21 protein-coding genes are annotated in these 20,650 nt (G+C 61.1%); 17 read left to right on the forward strand and 4 right to left on the reverse strand.

Features of this window, described 5'->3' with window-relative positions; translation table 11 throughout:
* Positions 1 to 142 precede the first annotated feature (142 nt).
* From nuoG to A3AC_RS0126465, 17 genes are all read left to right on the forward strand, one after another.
* Positions 143 to 2,476, forward strand: a complete 2,334-nt coding sequence (gene nuoG / locus A3AC_RS0126390; protein ID WP_025602429.1) for an NADH-quinone oxidoreductase subunit NuoG — start codon at positions 143 to 145, stop codon at positions 2,474 to 2,476.
* Entirely contained in the window at positions 2,477 to 3,541 is a 1,065-nt protein-coding gene (gene nuoH, locus A3AC_RS0126395) for an NADH-quinone oxidoreductase subunit NuoH (protein WP_013339866.1), read from the forward strand.
* Between the two features lie 15 nt (positions 3,542 to 3,556).
* Entirely contained in the window at positions 3,557 to 4,045 is a 489-nt protein-coding gene (gene nuoI, locus A3AC_RS0126400; RefSeq protein ID WP_013339865.1) for an NADH-quinone oxidoreductase subunit NuoI, read from the forward strand.
* A gap of 214 nt (positions 4,046 to 4,259) precedes the next feature.
* Entirely contained in the window at positions 4,260 to 4,943 is a 684-nt protein-coding gene (locus A3AC_RS0126405) for an NADH-quinone oxidoreductase subunit J (protein WP_025602430.1), read from the forward strand.
* A gap of 20 nt (positions 4,944 to 4,963) precedes the next feature.
* Positions 4,964 to 5,269: an NADH-quinone oxidoreductase subunit NuoK gene (nuoK, locus tag A3AC_RS0126410; protein WP_013339863.1), complete on the forward strand. Its 306-nt coding sequence runs from the start codon at positions 4,964 to 4,966 to the stop codon at positions 5,267 to 5,269.
* A gap of 17 nt (positions 5,270 to 5,286) precedes the next feature.
* On the forward strand, positions 5,287 to 7,356 hold the full coding sequence (gene nuoL, locus A3AC_RS0126415) for an NADH-quinone oxidoreductase subunit L (RefSeq protein WP_025602431.1): 2,070 nt from the start codon (positions 5,287 to 5,289) through the stop codon (positions 7,354 to 7,356).
* Between the two features lie 14 nt (positions 7,357 to 7,370).
* Positions 7,371 to 8,861: an NADH-quinone oxidoreductase subunit M gene (locus A3AC_RS0126420; protein ID WP_025602432.1), complete on the forward strand. Its 1,491-nt coding sequence runs from the start codon at positions 7,371 to 7,373 to the stop codon at positions 8,859 to 8,861.
* A gap of 24 nt (positions 8,862 to 8,885) precedes the next feature.
* Positions 8,886 to 10,358 (forward strand): NADH-quinone oxidoreductase subunit NuoN, encoded by a 1,473-nt coding sequence (gene nuoN / locus A3AC_RS0126425; RefSeq protein ID WP_025602433.1) that lies wholly within the window; start codon positions 8,886 to 8,888, stop codon positions 10,356 to 10,358.
* A complete protein-coding gene (locus tag A3AC_RS0126430) occupies positions 10,358 to 10,654 on the forward strand; it encodes a DUF2818 family protein (RefSeq protein ID WP_025602434.1) in 297 nt (98 codons plus the stop codon). The genes nuoN and A3AC_RS0126430 overlap by 1 nt, the downstream gene beginning before the upstream one ends.
* A gap of 43 nt (positions 10,655 to 10,697) precedes the next feature.
* Positions 10,698 to 11,282, forward strand: coding sequence for an NUDIX domain-containing protein (locus tag A3AC_RS0126435; RefSeq protein WP_025602435.1), 585 nt, complete (start codon positions 10,698 to 10,700; stop codon positions 11,280 to 11,282).
* Positions 11,283 to 11,602: 320 nt separating this feature from the next.
* Positions 11,603 to 11,860: a hypothetical protein gene (locus A3AC_RS31125; protein ID WP_084515585.1), complete on the forward strand. Its 258-nt coding sequence runs from the start codon at positions 11,603 to 11,605 to the stop codon at positions 11,858 to 11,860.
* A gap of 37 nt (positions 11,861 to 11,897) precedes the next feature.
* Positions 11,898 to 12,422, forward strand: a complete 525-nt coding sequence (locus A3AC_RS0126440) for a helix-turn-helix transcriptional regulator (protein WP_025602436.1) — start codon at positions 11,898 to 11,900, stop codon at positions 12,420 to 12,422.
* Between the two features lie 184 nt (positions 12,423 to 12,606).
* Positions 12,607 to 13,032, forward strand: coding sequence for a DUF1178 family protein (locus A3AC_RS0126445; protein ID WP_025602437.1), 426 nt, complete (start codon positions 12,607 to 12,609; stop codon positions 13,030 to 13,032).
* A gap of 48 nt (positions 13,033 to 13,080) precedes the next feature.
* Positions 13,081 to 14,277 (forward strand): acyl-CoA dehydrogenase family protein, encoded by a 1,197-nt coding sequence (locus A3AC_RS0126450; protein WP_025602438.1) that lies wholly within the window; start codon positions 13,081 to 13,083, stop codon positions 14,275 to 14,277.
* A gap of 10 nt (positions 14,278 to 14,287) precedes the next feature.
* Entirely contained in the window at positions 14,288 to 15,415 is a 1,128-nt protein-coding gene (locus A3AC_RS0126455; RefSeq protein ID WP_025602439.1) for an acyl-CoA dehydrogenase family protein, read from the forward strand.
* Positions 15,416 to 15,450: 35 nt separating this feature from the next.
* Complete coding sequence (locus A3AC_RS0126460; RefSeq protein ID WP_025602440.1) at positions 15,451 to 15,909, forward strand: MaoC family dehydratase; 459 nt, start codon at positions 15,451 to 15,453, stop codon at positions 15,907 to 15,909.
* Entirely contained in the window at positions 15,906 to 16,385 is a 480-nt protein-coding gene (locus A3AC_RS0126465; RefSeq protein WP_025602441.1) for a MaoC family dehydratase, read from the forward strand. Before A3AC_RS0126460 ends, A3AC_RS0126465 begins: the two co-directional genes overlap by 4 nt.
* Before the next feature lie 199 nt (positions 16,386 to 16,584).
* Here the strand turns inward: A3AC_RS0126465 and A3AC_RS0126470 are convergent, their stop codons facing one another.
* The 4 genes from A3AC_RS0126470 to A3AC_RS0126485 form a co-directional block, all read right to left on the reverse strand.
* A complete protein-coding gene (locus A3AC_RS0126470; protein ID WP_025602442.1) occupies positions 16,585 to 17,286 on the reverse strand; it encodes a glutathione binding-like protein in 702 nt (233 codons plus the stop codon).
* 162 nt (positions 17,287 to 17,448) lie between these two features.
* Positions 17,449 to 18,708, reverse strand: a complete 1,260-nt coding sequence (locus A3AC_RS0126475) for an acyl-CoA dehydrogenase family protein (RefSeq protein ID WP_025602443.1) — start codon at positions 18,706 to 18,708, stop codon at positions 17,449 to 17,451.
* A 92-nt stretch (positions 18,709 to 18,800) separates the two neighbouring features.
* Positions 18,801 to 19,907, reverse strand: coding sequence for a phosphotransferase (locus A3AC_RS0126480; protein ID WP_025602444.1), 1,107 nt, complete (start codon positions 19,905 to 19,907; stop codon positions 18,801 to 18,803).
* A gap of 20 nt (positions 19,908 to 19,927) precedes the next feature.
* Positions 19,928 to 20,644 (reverse strand): histidine phosphatase family protein, encoded by a 717-nt coding sequence (locus A3AC_RS0126485; protein ID WP_025602445.1) that lies wholly within the window; start codon positions 20,642 to 20,644, stop codon positions 19,928 to 19,930.
* Between the last annotated feature and the right edge of the window lie 6 nt (positions 20,645 to 20,650).

Consider the following 20,650-nt stretch of genomic DNA (forward strand, 5'->3'; position numbering starts at 1 on the left):
ACAGGTGCCCGGGCAAGCGCCCGCACAGGCGGCATGCCTGACAGGCACGCACCAGAACACGTCAACCACGGGGCTCATTGCCTGACCGGCAATGAACGGGGCGAACGATTGAGCGGTAACAGGTTAAGGAAGATTGACCATCATGGTTGAACTTGAAATAGACGGCAAGAAAGTAGAAGTGCCCGAAGGCAGCATGGTGATCCAGGCTGCGCATAAGGTCGACACGTACATTCCTCACTTCTGCTATCACAAGAAGCTGTCGATTGCGGCCAACTGCCGGATGTGTCTCGTCGATGTCGAAAAGATGCCGAAGGCCGTGCCCGCATGCGCGACGCCTGTCTCGGCCGGCATGGTCGTGCGCACGAAGTCGGAAAAGGCAGTGAAGGGTCAGCAAGCCGTGATGGAATTCCTGCTGATCAACCACCCGCTGGATTGCCCAATCTGCGATCAGGGCGGCGAGTGTCAACTGCAGGATCTGGCGGTTGGCTATGGCAAGTCGTCGTCGCGCTACAGCGAAGAAAAGCGTGTGGTGTTCCACAAGAACGTCGGCCCGCTGATCTCGATGGAAGAAATGTCGCGCTGCATCCACTGCACGCGCTGCGTGCGCTTCGGCCAGGAAGTGGCCGGCGTGATGGAGCTGGGCATGCTCGGCCGCGGCGAGCATTCGGAAATCACGTCGTTCGTCGGCAAAACGGTCGACTCCGAACTGTCCGGCAACATGATCGACCTGTGCCCGGTCGGTGCGCTGACCAGCAAGCCGTTCCGCTACAGCGCGCGTACCTGGGAACTGTCGCGCCGCAAGTCGGTGAGCCCGCACGATTCCGTCGGCGCCAACCTGGTGGTGCAAGTGAAGAACAATCGCGTGATGCGGGTTCTGCCGTTCGAAAACGAAGCAATCAACGAGTGCTGGATTTCGGACAAGGACCGCTTCTCGTACGAAGGTCTGAACAGCCCCGAGCGTCTTACGCAGCCCATGCTGAAGCAGGGCGGCAAGTGGGTCGAAACCGACTGGCAGACCGCGCTCGACTACGTGGTCAAGGGCCTGAGGGGCATTAAGGGCGACCACGGCGCGAACGCGCTGGCGGCGCTCGGCAGTGCCCACAGCACCGTCGAAGAACTGTTCCTGCTGAAGCAACTGGCGCAGGCAGTCGGCACGCCTAACGTCGACTTCCGTCTGCGCCAGTCGGATTTCTCGGCTCCGGTCAGCGGCACGCCGTGGCTCGGCACCACGATTGCCGATCTGTCGAATATCGATTCGGCGCTCGTGATCGGTTCGGACCTGCGCCGCGATCACCCGCTCTTCGCCGCGCGGCTGCGCCAGGCTGCAAAGGGCGGCGCGAAGCTCACGCTGGTGCAAGCCACCGGCGACGACGCGCTGATCCCGCAGGCGCAGCGTATCGCTGCGGCGCCGTCGGCATGGCTCGAGGCGCTCGGCGGCATCGCATCGGCGGTCTCGCAAGCGAACGGCGCGGCACTGCCGGAAGCTTTCTCCGGCGCGCAAGCCACGGAAGCCGACAAGCAAGTTGCGAAGTCGCTCGCTACCGGCGAACGCCGCCTTGTGCTGCTCGGCAATGGCGCCGTGCGTCATCCCGACTTCGCGGTCATTCATGCGGCGGCTCAATGGATCGCCGACGCAACCGGCGCGACGCTCGGCTTCCTGACGGAAGCGGCGAATTCGGTCGGCGCGCATCTCGTCAACGCATTGCCGGGCGAGGGCGGCTTGAACGCGCGCGAAGTGTTCGAGCAACCGCGCAAGGGCTATCTGCTGCTGAACTTCGAGCCGGAGTTCGATACGGCAAATCCGGCGCAGGCTTTGGCGGCGCTGAAGCAGGCTGAAATGGTCGTGGTGATGTCGCCGTTCCAGACCGGCGCCGAATACGCCGACGTTCTGTTGCCGATCGCGCCGTTCACTGAAACTGCCGGTACCTTCATCAATGCAGAAGGCACGGTGCAGTCGTTTAACGGTGTCGTGCGTCCGCTCGGCGACACGCGTCCCGCCTGGAAAGTGTTGCGCGTGCTGGGCAGCCTGTTGGGCGCGCCTGGTTTCGAATACGACACGGCAGAAGAAGTTCGCCAGGCCGCGCTCGGCGGCGGCGAACTGCAAGAGCGTCTGTCGAACCGCACGGGCGTGGCGGTTGCTCGCGGCAAGTCGGCAAAGGCAGCGGAAGGCAAGTTCGAACGCATCGCCGACGTGCCGATTTATCATGCCGACGCGCTGGTCCGTCGCGCTGAATCGCTGCATCTGACGGCAGCGGCGCGCGCCGCGAACAAAGTCGGCCTGCCGGCGGCGCTGTTCGACAAATTGGGTTTGAAGGAAGGCGACGCGGTTCGCGTGCGCCAGGGCGAGCAATCGGTGCAGTTGCCGGCCGTGCGCGACGCGAATCTTGCGGAGACAGTCGTCCGCGTGTCGGCGGCTACGCCTGCCGGTGCAGCGCTGGGCAGCCTGTTCGGTGAACTGGTGGTGGAGAAGGCGTAAATGAGCTTGTTCGATACGATCAACTCGGGCGGCACCCAGCTTCTCGGTGTGGCATGGCCCACGGTGTGGGCGCTGGTGCGCATCCTGGTGGTAGCCGTCGTGATCCTGCTGTGCGTGGCTTACCTGATTCTATGGGAGCGTAAGCTGATCGGCTGGATGCACGTGCGTCTCGGCCCGAACCGCGTCGGCCCCGCAGGTCTTCTGCAGCCAATCGCCGACGTGCTGAAGCTGTTGCTCAAAGAAGTCATTCAGCCGACCCAGGCAAGCCGCTGGATTTACATGATCGCGCCGATCATGGTGGTGGTGCCGGCTTTCGCAGTCTGGGCGGTGATTCCGTTCCAGGCGGGGGCGGTGCTGGGCGACATCAATGCGGGTCTGCTGTACGCGATCGCGATTTCGTCGATCGGCGTGTACGGCGTGATCCTGGCCGGCTGGGCATCGAACTCGAAGTACGCGTTCCTTGGCGCAATGCGCGCCGCGGCGCAGATGGTCTCGTACGAAATTTCGATGGGCTTCGCACTGGTCGTCGTGCTGATGACGGCCGGCACGCTGAATCTGTCGGATATCGTCGGTTCGCAGGAACGCGGCTTTTTCGCGGCGCACGGCCTGAACTTCCTGTCGTGGAACTGGCTGCCGCTCTTGCCGATGTTCGTCGTGTACTTCATCTCGGGCATCGCCGAAACGAACCGTCACCCGTTCGACGTGGTGGAAGGTGAATCGGAAATCGTCGCGGGTCACATGATCGATTACTCGGGTATGGCGTTCGCGCTGTTCTTCCTCGCCGAGTACATCAACATGATCGTGATCTCGGCACTGGCGTCGACGCTGTTCCTCGGCGGCTGGAGCGCACCGTTCGGCTTCCTGTCGTTTATCCCTGGAATCTTCTGGCTCGTCCTCAAGGTTTTCCTGCTGCTGTCGGTATTCATCTGGGCGCGCGCCACATTCCCGCGCTACCGCTATGACCAGATCATGCGTCTTGGCTGGAAGATTTTTATTCCGGTGTGCGTGGTGTGGCTGGTGGTGGTCGGCTTCTGGATCATGTCGCCGTTGAATATCTGGAAATAAAGGGCGGATGAACTCATGACCGCAATCCAAAATTTTTTCAAGACCTTCTTTCTGACGGAGCTCGTCAAGGGCCTCGCGCTGACCGGACGTTATACGTTCCAGCGCAAGGTGACCGTGCAGTTCCCGGAAGAGAAGACGCCGATCTCGCCGCGCTTTCGCGGCCTGCATGCACTGCGCCGCTATGAAAACGGCGAAGAGCGCTGCATCGCGTGCAAGCTGTGCGAAGCGGTGTGTCCGGCGCTCGCCATCACGATCGAATCGGAAACGCGCGAAGACAACACGCGCCGCACCACGCGTTACGACATCGACCTGACGAAGTGCATCTTCTGCGGTTTTTGCGAAGAGAGCTGCCCAGTCGATTCGATCGTCGAGACGCATATTCTCGAATATCACGGCGAAAAACGCGGCGATCTGTACTTCACGAAGGAAATGCTGCTGGCCGTGGGCGATCGCTACGAAGCGGAGATCGCCGCAAACAAGGCTGCCGACGCACCGTATCGTTAAAGCGTTCAAGTGAAGCGATAGATGCGGCAGTCACGCATCAAGTAAATGCAGCAGTAACACGGCCTGTTGTCGGGCCGAGCGCCGCGGCGTGAATGCCGCGGCATGGCGCACCTGTGCGGCTGTTCTGGCGGTTATCGCGCTGTTGCCAGCGCGCTTGCCAGATGCACGTGCCAAAGAAAATGCCTGACGATGGCCTAACGATGAACCGGTAATCATGGAATTCACGACCGTACTGTTCTACATCTTCGCGCTGCTCCTGGTGGTTTCAGGGGTGAAGGTGATCACCTCGCGCAACGCGGTGTCGTCCGCACTGTTTCTCGTGCTGGCGTTCTTCAACGCGGCGGCTATCTGGATGCTGCTGCAGGCCGAGTTCCTCGCCATCCTGCTGGTGCTGGTCTATGTGGGCGCGGTGATGGTGCTGTTCCTGTTCGTGGTGATGATGCTGGACATCAACCTCGACGTGCTGCGCAAGGACTTCAAACGCTTTGTGCCCATGGCGACGCTGGTGGGCGCGATCATCGTGCTCGAAACCGCGCTGATCCTGTGGCACGGCTACGGCGCGACGAGCACGGTGGTGCGCGACACGACCGCCGCGGCCAACGGCATGGGCGACTGGTCGAACACGCGCCTGATCGGCAAGGTGATCTACACCGACTACATCTTCGCGTTCGAAATTGCCGGCCTCGTGCTGCTGGTGGCGATCATCGCGGCTATCGCGCTGACCACGAGCCACAAGAAGGACAGCAAGCGTCAGAGGATCAGCCAGCAGGTCAAAGTGCGTGCGCAGGATCGCGTGCGCGTCGTGAAGATGCCGTCGGAAAAGAGCGCGGCGACCGTCGCGGCGGAAGAAGCCGCAGCGGCGGCAGCGGCCGAATCGGCACCTGCCAAGAACAGCTGAGCGGACAGGAGATAGAAATCATGTTGACCCTCGCCCATTACCTCGTGCTCGGCGCGATTCTGTTTGCGATCAGCGTCGTCGGTATTTTCCTGAACCGCCGCAACGTCATCATCATCCTGATGGCGATCGAATTGATGCTGCTCGCGGTGAACACCAATTTCGTCGCTTTCTCGCATTACCTCGGCGACGTGCATGGCCAGATTTTCGTGTTTTTTGTGCTGACGGTGGCGGCAGCTGAAGCGGCGATCGGCCTCGCAATTCTGGTGACCCTGTTCCGTAGTCTCGACACGATCAATGTCGAAGATCTCGATCAGCTCAAAGGTTAATCTCAGGAAAAGCGGTTATGTCCACGATACTCAATGAAAACCTGCTGCTGGCGATTCCGCTGGCACCGCTGGCCGGTTCCCTGATCGCGGGGCTGTTCGGGAAGGCGGTAGGGCGCGCGGGCGCGCACTCGGTCACGATTCTCGGCGTCGCCATCTCGTTCGTGCTGTCGATGATGGTGTTCTTCCAGGTGCTGGACGGCGCGAGCTTCAACGCCACCGTCTACGAATGGATGATGATCGGCAAGACGAAGTTCGAGATCGGCTTCCTCGTCGATTCGCTGACGGCCATGATGATGTGCGTCGTCACCTTCGTGTCGCTGATGGTGCACATCTACACGATCGGCTACATGGCCGACGACGACGGCTACCAGCGCTTCTTTTCGTACATCTCGCTCTTCACGTTTTCGATGCTGATGCTCGTGATGAGCAACAACTTCCTGCAGCTGTTCTTCGGCTGGGAAGCGGTGGGTCTGGTGTCGTACCTGCTGATCGGTTTCTACTTCACGCGCGAATCGGCGATCTACGCGAACATGAAGGCGTTCATCGTGAACCGCGTCGGCGACTTCGGCTTCCTGCTGGGTATCGGCCTGCTGTTTGCGTTTGCCGGTTCGATGAACTACGGCGACGTGTTTGCGAAGCGTACGGAACTCGCCGCATTGAGCTTTCCAGGTACGGACTGGGGCCTGTTGACCGTGGCCTGCATTTGCCTCTTCATCGGCGCAATGGGTAAGTCGGCACAGTTTCCGCTGCACGTGTGGCTGCCGGATTCGATGGAAGGCCCCACGCCGATTTCCGCGCTGATTCACGCGGCAACCATGGTGACAGCCGGCATTTTCATGGTGACGCGTATGTCGCCGCTGTTCGAACTGTCGGATAGCGCACTGTCGTTCGTCACGGTGATCGGTGCGATTACCGCACTGTTCATGGGTTTCCTCGGGATTGTTCAGAACGACATCAAGCGTGTGGTGGCTTACTCCACGCTGTCGCAGCTCGGCTACATGACGGTCGCGCTCGGCGTCTCGGCTTACCCGGTTGGCGTGTTCCACCTGATGACGCACGCGTTCTTCAAGGCGCTGCTGTTCCTCGGCGCTGGCTCCGTGATCATCGGCATGCACCACGATCAGGACATGCGCAACATGGGCGGCCTGCGCAAATACATGCCGATCACGTGGATCACGTCGCTGATCGGCTCGCTGGCCCTGATTGGCACGCCTTTCTTCTCGGGCTTCTACTCGAAAGATTCGATCATCGACGCGGTGAAGCTGTCGCATCTGCCGGGCTCGGGCTTCGCATATTTCGCGGTGGTCGCAAGCGTGTTCGTCACCGCGCTCTATTCGTTCCGTATGTATTTCATGGTGTTCCACGGCGAAGAGCGTTTCCGCCATCCGAAGCATCCGGATTCGCCAATGGGCGCCGAAGCCGCGGCACACGGTCATGGCAACAACCACGACGCGCACGGCCATGGTCACGACGACCACGGTCACGCACACGAGCCGCATGAAACGCCGTGGGTGGTCTGGGTACCGCTGGTGCTGCTGGCGATTCCGTCTGTCGTGATCGGTGCGATTGCGGTCGGTCCGATGCTGTTCGGCGACTTCTTCCAGCATGGCGTGGCGTTCGAGAAGGTGATCTTCATCGGCGAAAACCATCCGGCATTGCGCGAAATGGCGGAAGAGTTCCACGGCTGGGCGGCAATGGGCTTGCACTCGGTGGCGGGCCTGCCGGTCTGGCTGGCGCTCGCAGGCGTCCTCGTTGCGTGGTTCCTGTATCTGGTTCGTCCTGAACTCCCGGCTACCATCAAGCGCGCGTTCGGGCCGATCTACACGCTGCTCGACAACAAGTACTACATGGACAAGATCAACGAAGTCGTGTTTGCGCGGGGCGCGGTGGCAATTGGCCGTGGTCTCTGGAAGGAAGGCGACGTCGTCGTGATCGACGGTATCGTCAACGGCAGCGCACGCTTTATCGGCTGGTTCGCCGGCGTGATCCGCTTCCTCCAATCCGGCTACATCTACCACTACGCGTTCGCCATGATTATCGGCATGTTGGGGCTCCTGACCCTGTTTGTAACGCTCGGCGGCAAATAAGGCGAGGGACACTAATGCACGCTTATCCGATTCTCAGTATTGCAATCTGGTTACCGATCCTTTTTGGCCTGCTGGTTCTGGCCATCGGTTCCGACCGCAACCCGGGGCCCGCGCGCTGGGTCGCATTGATCGGCTCGATCGTCAGCTTCGTCGTCACGATCCCGCTGATCACCGGGTTTGATTCGAGCACCGCCGATCTGCAGTTCGTCGAAAAGGCCAACTGGATCGAACGATTCAACATTACGTATCACCTCGGTGTCGACGGCATCTCGATGTGGTTCGTGGTGTTGACCGCATTGATCACCGTGATCGTCGTGATCGCGGCATGGGAAGTGATTACGAAGAACGTGGGCCAGTATCTCGCCTCGTTCCTGATCCTCTCGGGCATCATGGTCGGCGTGTTCAGCGCGGCCGACGGGATGCTGTTCTACGTGTTCTTCGAAGCAACGCTGATTCCGATGTACATCATCATCGGCGTGTGGGGTGGGGCGAACCGCGTCTACGCGGCGTTCAAGTTCTTCCTGTACACGCTGATGGGCTCGTTGCTGATGCTTGTCGCGCTGCTCTATCTGTACATCGAAACGGGCACGTTCGATCTCGCCACCTGGCAGCATGCGCAGATCGCGATGACGCCGCAGGTCCTGCTATTCATAGCGTTCTTCATGGCGTTCGCCGTGAAGGTGCCGATGTGGCCGGTGCACACGTGGTTGCCTGATGCGCACGTGGAAGCGCCGACGGGCGGCTCCGTCGTGCTGGCTGCGATCATGCTGAAACTGGGCGCATACGGCTTCCTGCGTTTCTCGATGCCGATCGCGCCGGACGCAAGCCACTTCCTCGCGCCGGTCGTCATCACGCTGTCGCTGATCGCGGTGATCTACATCGGTCTGGTCGCGATGGTGCAGGCCGACATGAAGAAGCTGGTCGCGTATTCGTCGATCGCGCACATGGGTTTCGTCACGCTCGGCTTCTTTATCTTCAATCAGCTCGGCGTGGAAGGCGCGATCGTGCAGATGATCTCGCACGGCTTCGTGTCCGGCGCGATGTTCCTTAGCATCGGCGTGCTGTACGACCGCATGCACTCGCGTCAGATCGCGGACTACGGCGGCGTCGTCAACGTCATGCCGAAATTCGCGGCCTTTGTGATGCTGTTTTCAATGGCGAATTGCGGCTTGCCGGGTACCTCGGGTTTCGTCGGCGAATTCATGGTGATTCTCGCAGCCGTCCAGTACAACTTCTGGATTGCGGGCGGTGCCGCCGTGACGCTGATTCTCGGTGCGGCCTACACGCTGTGGATGTACAAGCGCGTCTACTTCGGCGCGGTCGCGAATGACCACGTGAAGAGTCTGCTCGACATCGGCCGCCGCGAATTTTTCATGCTGGCAGTGCTCGCCGCACTGACGCTCTTCATGGGCCTGTATCCGAAGCCCTTTACCGATGTGATGCACGTATCCGTGGAAAACCTCCTCTCCCACGTTGCGCAATCGAAGCTGCCGTTGTCTCAGTAACGCAGAGCGGAGGAATTAAAGACCATGCAAAACGCCCCTATGACTGCTCTGTTGCCCGACGCGCTGCTGATGCTCGCCGTTGTCGTCGCGTGGCTCAACGACACGTTCGTCGGCCAGGCCGGTCGCCGTACCACGTATTGGATCGCGGTCCTGTCGACGCTCGTCGCCGGCATCTGGTTCGCGGTCAATGCGTTCGACCCGTCGGTGCACTACTTCTTCAGCCGCATGTACGTGGTGGACTCGTTCGCGAGCCTGATGAAAGCGGTGGTGACGCTCGGCTATACCGTCACGATCATCTATTCGCGGCGCTACCTCGACGATCGCGGGCTGTACCGCGGCGAGTTCTTCCTGCTGGGCATGTTCTCGCTGCTCGGTCAGCTTGTCATGATCTCCGGCAACAACTTCCTGACGCTGTACCTCGGTCTGGAGCTGATGTCGCTGTCGCTGTACGGCGTGATCGCGCTGCGCCGCGAGGCCGCACCGTCGAACGAAGCTGCGATGAAGTACTACGTGCTCGGCGCGCTGGCTTCCGGCTTCCTGCTGTACGGCATTTCCATGCTGTATGGCGCGACTGGCTCGCTGGAGCTGAACGAGGTCTTCAAGGCAATCGGTCAGAGCCACTATGATCCGGGCGTGCTGCTGTTCGGCGTGATCTTCATCGTCGCGGGCGTCGCCTTCAAGATGGGTGCCGTGCCGTTCCACATGTGGGTGCCTGACGTCTATCAAGGCGCGCCGACGGCGATGACGCTGCTGGTCGGCGGCGGCCCGAAGGTGGCGGCGTTCGCATGGGGTCTGCGCTTTCTGGTGATGGGTCTGCTGCCGCTCGCGGTCGAATGGCAGCAAATGCTGGTGATTTTGGCGGCGCTGTCGCTGATCGTCGGCAACATCACCGGTATCGTGCAGCGCAACGTCAAGCGTATGCTCGCGTACTCGGCCATCTCGAACATGGGCTTCGTGCTGCTCGGCCTGCTGGCCGGCGTGGTCGACCACAAGACGACGGGCGCGGCCAGCGCGTACGGCTCGGCCATGTACTACAGCATCGTCTATCTGATCACGACGATGGGTACTTTCGGCGTCATCATGCTGCTCGCGCGCCGCGAGTTCGAAGCGGACACGCTCGACGACTTCAAGGGCCTGAATCAACGCAGCCCGGTGTTCGCGTTCGTGATGATGGTGATGATGTTCTCGCTCGCCGGCATTCCGCCTGCAGTCGGCTTCTACGCGAAGCTCGCAGTGCTGCAGGCCACGATGAACGCGGGCCTGACCTGGCTGACGGTGCTGGCCGTGATCACGTCGCTGTTCGGCGCGTTCTACTACCTGCGCATCGTGAAGCTGATGTACTTTGACGAGCCGCAAGACAAGTCGGCCATCACTGCCGACACGGGCACGCGCGCGTTGCTCGCACTGAATGGCGTGGCTGTGCTGGTGCTCGGCATCGTGCCGGACCCGCTGTTGAAGGCTTGCCTGCAGGCTATCCAGCACACGCTGTCGTTCTGATGTCCGCAGCTGGCTGGTTTATCGTGCTGTTGGCGCTGGTCGGCGCCAACGTGCCGTTCCTGAATCAGCGACTCTTCGCCGCCGTGCCGCTTAAGGCGGCGAAGAAAAGCGCCTGGATCCGCATTGCCGAGCTGATCGTGCTGTACTTCGTGGTCGGCGCGCTCGGCTTTCTGCTTGAAGCGCGTGCCGGCAATCGCTTCGAACAGGGTTGGCAGTTCTACGCCATCACGTTCGCGCTTTTCGTTGTCTTCGCCTTTCCCGGCTTCACCTTCCAGTATCTCGTCAAACGCCGCTGACGGCCTCACGCCGTCGCGCACCAAGCTGTTCCGAGGTCCGCATATGGCTGAACTTCCTGATCACGACGCTGTTCTTACCGAGACCTGTGTCGACAGTAAGACGGTCCATGAAGGGCCGTTTCTGACGCTTAAATGTGACACCGTTCGCCTGCCGGACGGCAAGCATGCCACTCGCGAGTATGTGCAGCATCCCGGCGCAGTCATGGTGATTCCCTTGTTCGACGACCATCGCGTGCTGCTGGAAAGCCAGTATCGTTATCCGATGGGCAAGGTCATGGTCGAATATCCGGCAGGCAAGCTGGATCCGAACGAGGGCGCGCTCACTTGCGCGATTCGCGAGTTGCGCGAGGAGACGGGTTACACAGCGCGCGAGTATGTGTACCTCACGCGTATTCACCCGATTATTTCCTACTCGACTGAATTCATCGACATCTATCTCGCTCGGGGACTCACGTCTGGCGAGCGCAATCTCGACGACGGCGAGTTCCTCGAAATGTTCACTGCGACGCTTCCCGAAGTGTCAGAGTGGGTGCGGACCGGCAAGATCACAGACGTGAAAACGATTATCGGCACGTTCTGGCTGGAGAAGGTGTTGTCGGGCGAGTGGCCGATGGCCCAAGCCCAATAGTTCCTGACGTCCGCCGGCGCAAAAGACGTTTGTGCCATATGCAGAAGCCCCTGCCGGTCCTTGACTGGCAGGGGCTTTGTCATTGTCGGGCACGACAAGACTTCGCTCCATATTTCCTATGGTCTCTGAACAAATGCGCTGTTGTCCTATGCCATCCGACAGTCTCGCGTCATTGCCGCGGTAATCGTAGTATGGAACTCCGGCAAACCGGTCCATTGCTCGATTAGTTGGGATGCCGAAGCATATCCGACGCATGGGGCTGGCCCGGAACAGGTTGTCACTTGACAACCTGTTCCGGCAGTATTAAATTGGAGGGCAGGATGGTTCGTGGAGTCCACGCTAAGAAAGAGATCGAGGCCGCGTTGGCATATGCAGAGCGGCGTGGGTGGCGCATAAAGGGCGGAGGCAAGGGCCACGCGTGGGGAAAGATGTATTGCCCTTACAAAGACGCGGAGTGTCGTTGTGGAGAATTCTGCATCTCAAGTATATGGAGTACACCCAAGAATGCCGTCAATCACGCCCGGCACTTGCGGCGTGTGGTCGACAACTGCACGGCGCACCGTTCAGATCGGCATTGAATGAGAAGGTCTTGGCTGAATAGAGCAGGAGTAGCAAATGGAATATACATTCACGTTGAAGTACAAGCTTGCGTCGCAAGACTGCGATCTTGACGCAATTGTCGACCGCCTGGGCGAGGCGGGGTGTGACGACGCCACTATCGGCGTCGGGCAACCGGGGCGGCTCGCGCTCGTCTTTTCTCGAGAAGCCGCGTCCGCATTTGAGGCGCTCATCAGCGCGCTTGGCGACGTCAAGCAAGCCGTGCCGTCCGCGCGGCTAGTCGAAGCCGGCCCGGATTTCGTGGGCCTGACTGACGTAGCGGAGATCGCCGGCGTGTCGCGGCAAAACATGCGCAAGCTCATGTTGAACCATGCAGTTGAATTTCCGTCGCCGGTGCATGAGGGAAGCGCGTCGGTCTGGCATCTGTCGGACGTACTGGACTGGCTGAACTCGCGCGGTGGATACGACATCAAGCCAGACGTTTTCGACGTCGCGAAGTCGGCAAAGCAGATCAACCTTGCCAAAGAAGTGCGGGAACTCGAACCGCGGCTCAATCGTCGGTTGGAATGCCTGGTAGCGTGAGCGTTCAATACATCCGGCAGCGTTGCGCAGCATTCGGCAATGGTTTGCGCGAAACGTTAAAATCGCTCACCACTTCTGGTTTCTGGCAGCGCCTTGGCATTGGCACGCTGCCTCCAACTTTTTGCGAACGACCGTTCACATATTTTCGTTTTGCGCTAAACTGGCACGCAAGCCCTAACTCCACATGAAGGTCCTCGATTTACAGTGTCCGCACGGCCATCGGTTCGAAGGCTGGTTTGCTTCGGCTGATGACTTCGAATCGCAGCAGTCCCGCAAGCTGGTCGAATGTCCGATTTGCGGAGCGAACGAGGTGAGCCGTTTGCCGTCGGCTCCGCGCCTGAATCTCTCGGGTGCGGTAGAGACGAAAGCGCCCGCGGCCCCCACCGAGTTGCAGGCGCGTGTCATGCGGGCATTGCGCGAGGTACTGGAAAAGACCGAGAACGTGGGCGACCGCTTCGCCGAGGAAGCGCGGCGCATTCACTATAACGAGGCGCCCGCACGCAATATTCGCGGCGTCACGACACCGGAAGACGCGCGAGCTTTGGTTGAAGAAGGCATCGAAGTGATGCCGCTGCCGGTCCCGGCTGCCTTGAAGGAACCGCTGCAATAGCGCGGTGGCTTCCTGGCGGCGGGTGGTGGCGGCCAGGAGACACTACGCATGAATCTGGACTATTCCCCCGCTGAAAAGGCGTTCCGCGCCGAGATCCGCGCCTGGCTCGAAGCCAATCTGCCTCGCGAACTGAGCGAGAAGGTGCTCAATCACAAGCGTTTGAACCGCGAAGACTTCGCAAGCTGGCACAAGCTGCTGGGCACACGCGGCTGGTCGGCTGTGGCGTGGCCAAAAGAATACGGCGGTCCCGGTTGGGACGCGACCCAGCGTCATATCTGGGACGAAGAGTGCGCGCGTGTCGGCGCGCCTACAGTGTTGCCGTTCGGCGTGTCGATGGTGGCGCCGGTCATCATGAAGTACGGCAACGAGGCGCAGAAACGCTACTACCTGCCGCGCATTCTCGACGGTAGCGACTGGTGGTGCCAAGGTTATTCGGAGCCGGGCTCGGGTTCGGACCTCGCGTCGCTGCGCACGCGCGCCGAGCGGGTAGGCGATCATTACGTGGTCAATGGTCAGAAAACGTGGACCACACTCGGGCAGCACGCGGACATGATGTTCTGCCTCGTGCGTACGGACAGCGGCGCAAAGAAGCAGGAGGGAATTTCCTTTCTGCTCATCGACATGAAAACGCCGGGCATCACGGTTCGGCCGATCATCACGCTCGACGAGGACCATGAAGTCAACGAGGTCTTCTTTGAAGACGTGAAAGTGCCCGTCGAGAACCTGGTCGGCGAAGAAAACCGCGGCTGGACCTATGCCAAATATCTGCTCGGACACGAGCGCACCGGCATTGCACGCGTCGCGCAGTCAAAGCGCGAGCTTGTCTTTCTTAAGCGACTTGCGCTCGATCAGAGAAAGGGCGGAAAACCGCTTTTGCGCGATCCCGTGTTCGCTGCGAAAGTCGCGAATCTGGAAATCGAACTCATGGCGCTCGAAGTCACCGTGCAGCGCGTGGTCGCCAACGAAGCAGGTGGACGCGGACCGGGACCCGAGGCCTCGATGCTGAAGATCAAAGGCACCGAGGTGCAACAGGCGTTGACCGAACTTATGTTCGAAGCCATCGGGCCGCTAGCCGCGCCGTTCGACGTGCCGTTCCTCGAAGGCGAGCGCGAACACAGTCTGGCGGAAGACGACGATGCCGCGCCGTTGGCCGCGTACTACTTCAACTTCCGCAAGACGTCGATTTACGGCGGCTCAAACGAAATTCAAAAGAACATCATCGCGCAGATGATTCTTGGACTTTGAGGAGCGGCGCATGGACTTCACTTTCAACGACGAGCAACAGCAGTTCGCCGACGCGCTGCGCCGCTATCTGGACAAGAGCTACGGCTTCGAAGCACGCCAGGCGATCGTGCGGTCGGACACCGGTGTGTCGGAAGCTCACTGGGCAGCATTCACGGAATTGGGCCTGACGGCATTGCCGGTACCGGAAGCTCACGGCGGTTTCAACGGTGGGCCGGTTGACATGCTGGTCGTCATGCAGGAGCTCGGCCGTGCTTTGGTAGTCGAGCCGTATTGGGCGACCGCGGTGAGCATCGAGGCAGTGCGCCTTGCCGGCACCGGGATCGGCGAAGACGCAGCGCTGCTCGAGCGCGCAGCTCAGGGCGAGATCAAGCTCGCGTTCGCTTTTCACGAGCCGCATGCGCGTTACGATCTGTTCGCCGTCGCAACCACCGCAAGCGGAGAAGGCGAACAGCAGACGCTTAGCGGCAAGAAGTCGGTGGTGCTGCACGGCGCTCAGGCGCACTACTGGATCGTTCCCGCGCGCGCCAACGGCGAGATTGCACTATTCGTCGTCGCGCGCGAGGCCGCAGGCGTAAAGTTCACCGAATACCGCACTATCGACGGCCAACGCGCCGCTACGCTGGAGTTCGACAATACGCCGGCACGCCGGTTGAGCGGCTCGCATTCGGGCGCTGCGGCACTTGAGCACATTGCGGACTACGCGACGCTACTGTTGTGCGCGGAAGCGATCGGCGCCCTCGACGCATTGAACACAGCCACCGTCGACTACACTAAAACGCGCCAGCAGTTCGGTCAGCCCATCGCGCGGTTTCAGGTATTGCAGCACCGCATGGTCGAGATGCTGATTCACGCTGAGCAGGCGCGCTCCATCACTTACCTCGCCGCCATGCGCTATTCGAGCGAAGACGCCGATGAGCGCCGCCGCGCAATCTCCGCAGCCAAGGTGCGCGTGGGGCAAGCCGCGCGTTTCGTCGGCCAGCAGGCGGTCCAGTTGCACGGCGGCATGGGCGTCACGAACGAGGTCGCGGCCGCGCATCTCTTCAAACGTCTCGCCATGATCGAAACGACCTTGGGCGATGTCGATCATCACCTCGCGCGGTTTGCCGCGCTGCCCGGGTTTGTCAGCACCGAAGTCTGATTGGCCGATTGAATCGATAGCAAGGAGATAACGAGATGGGTCTGAGTTACGAGGACATGACGGTCGGCTCCACGACTGAAATCGGCAAGCACACGTTCACGCGCGAGGAGATCGTCGAGTTTGCGGAGAAATTCGACCCGCAGCCTTTTCATGTCGACGAGGCCGCGGCTGAGCATTCCCCGTTTCGCGGATTGGTGGCGAGCGGCTGGCATACCTGCTCTGTCATGATGGGCATGCTGGTGCGCAACGCGTTGGCGGGCTCGACGTCGATGGGGTCGCCCGGCATCGACGAAATACGCTGGCTGAAGCCGGTGCGTGTCGGCGATACGATCACCATGACGAATTCGGTGCTCGACAAGCGCATTTCGGAGAGCAAACCGGACCGCGGCATTGTGTCGACGCAATGGGCCGGCATTAATCAGCATGGCGAGACGGTAATCACCGTGCGCTCAAAAGGCCTGTTCGGCTTGCGCAATCCGGGCGCTGCCTCATGACTACGGGGAACGCGTCGACGCCTGCTGCGTTTCGCGATGGAGCGGCGTTGCGTGCGCTCGTCGGCGGGCCGCCGCTTGTCAGCGAGTGGGTGACGGTAGATCAGCCAAGCGTCGATCGTTTCGCCGAAGCGACAGGCGACCAGCAATGGATCCACGTCGACCCCGAGCGAGCGCGACTCGAGTCGCCATTCGGCGGTGCTATCGCGCACGGCTTTCTGACGCTTTCCCTGATTCCTGCGCTGCTGCAACAAACCGTGCGCGTCGAGCAACGCATGGCTGTCAATTATGGGCTGAATCGCGTGCGGTTCACGTCGCCGGTATTGGTGGGTTCGCAATTGCGCGCACAGTTCGCGGTCGCGTCCGTCGTCGATGTAGACAATGCGGGCGTGCAAGTGGTGTGGAACGTCACGTTGGAGCGGCAGGGTGATGGCCGGCCAGTGTGCGTCGCCGAGTTCATCACGCGCCATTATTTCTGACGCTTGACGCGCTGCTTTCCCAAGCACACGGCGCATGCGGCATGCAAGCCGTCACCCGCCTGTGTGTGCGAAAGTAACTGGCACCCGCGCCCACCACCCGCACCCCGCGCGCCGCGCACATGGCAACCCGCCGCAGCGACACCCGGCGCAAACACCCGCGCCAAACCCGCCGCGACGCCCGGCAGCAATACGCGGCGCTCTAATGTTTCGCGTACTGCGTCGCGCCGAACAGCATTTCCTTGGCCTTGTCGTCCATCAGCGGCTTGCGAGCGGAGGCCAGGACTTCGACGCCGCGCATCACCGCTGGGCGCGCGGCGATTTCCTCATGCCATCGCTTCACGTTCGGAAACGCGTCGAGTTCAACGCCCTGGTTTTGCCACGAACGCGTCCATGGAAATGACGCAATGTCGGCAATCGTGTAGTCGTTTCCGGCGAGGTACTGTGTCTTGCCGAGTTGTTTGTCCATCACGCCATACAGGCGCCGCGTTTCGTTCGTGTAGCGGTTGATCGCGTACTCGATCGGCTCCGGCGCGTAAATGCGGAAGTGGTGCGTTTGCCCGAGCATGGGGCCGAGACCGCCCATCTGAAACATCAGCCATTGCAGCACGGAATAGCGGGCAGCCGGGTCGGCCGGCAGAAAGCGGCCGGTCTTCTCGGCGAGGTAAATCAGTATCGCGCCGGATTCGAACAACGCGAACGGTTTGCCATCTGCGCTGCGCGGACCCTCCGAATCGGTGATGGCCGGAATCTTGTTATTCGGACTGATGTCGAGAAATTCGGCTTTGAACTGATCGCCGGCGCCGATGTCGACTGCATGCACGGTGTACTCGAGACCGGTCTCCTCGAGCATGATATGAACCTTGTGGCCGTTAGGCGTTGCCCAGCTATAGATGTCGATCATCCTTGCTCGCTCCTTTTGTTCGTGACAGCGGCGCCACGGTGGGCGCCGCGCTTTGCGAAAATTAGAGCATAGATCGCGCGATGTTGCTGGCGACACCTCGGGCACGGCCACGCAAAACGCGCCGCCAACAAGGCATCAACAAAACGCCACTGAAGCAGCGCGTCAAACCCGCGTGACCGGCGTCTCCACACGAGCCGCCGCGCCCGGATCGATGTAGCGCGCGAGTTCCAGTTTCGCGATCGCGTTGCGATGCACTTCGTCCGGACCGTCGGCGAAGCGCAGCGTCCGTGCCGATGCATAGGCGTACGCGAGCGGGAAGTCGTCGCTGACGCCGCCGCCGCCGTGCGCCTGGATTGCCCAGTCGATCACCTGACACGCCATGTTGGGCGCGACGACCTTGATCATCGCGATCTCGCCGCGCGCGGCCTTGTTGCCGACCGTGTCCATCATGTACGCGGTTTTCAGCGTGAGCAACCGCGACTGTTCGATCATGCAGCGTGCCTCGGCAATGCGCTCCTGCGTGACGCCTTGCGTCGCTACGGGCTTGCCGAAGGCGACGCGTTGCAACGACCGTTTGCACATCAATTCGAGCGCGCGCTCGGCAAGACCGATCAGACGCATGCAATGATGGATGCGTCCCGGTCCCAGACGACCTTGCGCAATCTCGAAGCCGCGGCCTTCGCCAAGCAGCATGTTGGTCGCCGGCACGCGAACGTTGTCGAGCGTGATTTCCATGTGGCCATGCGGCGCGTCGTCATAACCGAAAACGGAAAGAGGGCGGTGCACGGTGATGCCGGTGGCGTCCGCGGGAACCAGGATCATCGACTGCTGTTGATGGCGCGGCGCGTCGGGATCGGTCTTGCCCATCACGATATAGATCTTGCAGCGCGGATCGCCCGCGCCGGACGACCACCACTTGTGACCGTTGATCACGTAGTAGTCGCCGTCGCGCACGATGCTGGTCTGGATATTGGTGGCATCCGACGAAGCGACTTCAGGCTCCGTCATCAGGAATGCCGAGCGAATGTGCCCTTGCAGAAGCGGTTCAAGCCATTCGCGCTTGTTCTCCTCGCTGCCGTAGCGCTCGATCGTTTCCATGTTGCCGGTGTCGGGCGCATTGCAATTGAACACCTCGGGCGCCCACGGCACGCGTCCCATGATTTCGCACAGCGGCGCGTATTCGAGGTTCGTCAGCCCGGCGCCGCGCACCGAATCGGGCAAGAACAGATTCCAGAGCCCTGCATCGCGCGCTTTCTGCTTGAGCGTTTCGATGAGCTCCGTCGGCTGCCATGCGTTGCCGTCCTGCCGGTTTCGCGCGATTTCCGCGTAAAACGCGTGCTCATTCGGATAAATGTGCTCGTCGAAAAAGGCGAGCAGTTTTTCGCGCAGCGCCTGAACCTTCGGTGTGTAATCGAAATTCATCTATGACCTCATGGATAACGGACGACATTCAAGGTGCGCGCTGCCGAAAGCACGCACGCGTGTCTGATGCGGCGAGGCGCAGTCTGCTGTACTCAGCGCACTTTCTGCGCGTAGCGCCAGGCCAGTTCGGCCATCGGCCGCGCGCGTCGGCCGGCATCCAGCGCCTGAGCGCTGGCCGCTGTGCCGTCGGCGACACGCTTCATGATTCCCTGCAGAATCGCAGCAATGCGAAACATGTTGTATGCCAGGTAGAAATTCCAGTCGCCGCGAATCTCGAAACCGGTGCGCTTGCAATAGCGCTCCACGTATTGCTGCTCGTCGGGTATGCCGAGCGCCGTCCAGTCCAGACCGGCAATACCGCGGAACTGCGCGGGATCGACGTGCCACGCCATGCAGTGATACGCGAAATCCGCGAGCGGATCGCCAAGCGTCGACAATTCCCAGTCGAGCACCGCAAGCACTTTGGGTTGGTCGGGATGGAAGATCAGGTTGTCGAGCCGGAAGTCCCCATGCACGATCGACACGCGCTCGCCGGATTCGGCCGGCATATGCTGCGGCAGCCATTCGATCAGGCGCTGCATGGCCTCGATCGGTTCGGTTTCGGACGCAAGGTACTGTTTGCTCCAACGGCCGATTTGACGCGCGAAATAGTTGCCCGGCTTGCCATAGTCGGAAAGACCCACGCTCACCGGGTCGACGCTGTGCAGCGCGGCGATTACGCGATTCATTTCGTCGTAGATCGCGGCTCGTTCATCGGCGCTCATGCCGGGCAGCGACGGGTCCCACAGCACGCGGCCCTCGACGAACTCCATCACATAGAAGGCGCGGCCGATCACGCTTTCGTCCTCGCATGACGCGAGCATCCTGGCGACCGGCACGTCGGTGCCGGCGAGCGCATGCATCACGCGGTATTCACGTTCGACGGCATGCGCGGACGGCAACAACTTCGACGCCGGCCCAGGCTTTGCGCGCATCACGTACGCACCCGACGGTGTGACCAGTTTGAACGTGGGATTGGACTGACCGCCGGCGAACTGCTCGACCGTGAGCGGCCCTGAAAAACCGTCGACATGCTGGGTCAGCCACGCGGCAAGCGCTTTGTCGTCAAAGCGTTGACGCTCGTTGACGGGGCGCGTGCCCTCGAACGCTGAGTAATCCGCCTGCTGTTTCGGCTCGCCGCTTTGTGACGCTTGCACCATGTGTCTCCTCCAGTTCGGGTTCAGCTACGCGTATATTGGATGAACTGTGCGTAGAGAATTTCCATCGTCGTATTGCGAATGTCGCGATGCAGCGGCGACGGCGGCGAATAGTTGATCGCGCGCAGCACCCAGTCGCGTGGTGCGGAGCCGACGTCGAGCGCGTTGATGCAGCCGGTGGCCTGCGCGAGATGGCCGAAGAAAGTGCGTCCGCCGGCGGTGAGCGCATGCGACAGAATCGCGCGATTCACGCCGCCGTGCAGCACCAGCAGCGCCGTGTCCCACGAGCTGTCCTCGCGCAATGCGGCCACGGCGGGCAACACTCGATCGAACAGCTCGCCGATCGTCTCGCCGTCAAGAAAGCGCGTGCTTTCCGGCACGATGCCGTCGAACACGCCGAGAAACGCGGCTTCGAGATCTTGCAGCGGAATTTGCCGCAGCTTGCCGCCGCGAATCTCCTGCCATGCGGGCTCGATCTCCAGTTCGATGTGCTGGCCCGTCTCGGCCAGCACGCGCCGTGCGGTTTCGACCGTGCGCGGCAATCCACTCACGATCACTCGATCAAAGCGAACCTGCTGCCCGGCAAACACCCGGCCCGCCGCGCTTGCCTGCTCACGGCCGTTGGCGTTCAAAGGGACGGTTTCCGGGTCGATGGTGCGGCCGGAGTCGTCGAAGTACGTCACGTCGCCGTGGCGCATCAGGAAAATGCGGCGACGCTTGGGTAGCTGATAGGCTGGCATGTTGCT

It is taken from the genome of Burkholderia sp. WSM2230 (genome assembly GCF_000472445.1).
Taxonomy (GTDB): Bacteria; Pseudomonadota; Gammaproteobacteria; order Burkholderiales; family Burkholderiaceae; genus Paraburkholderia.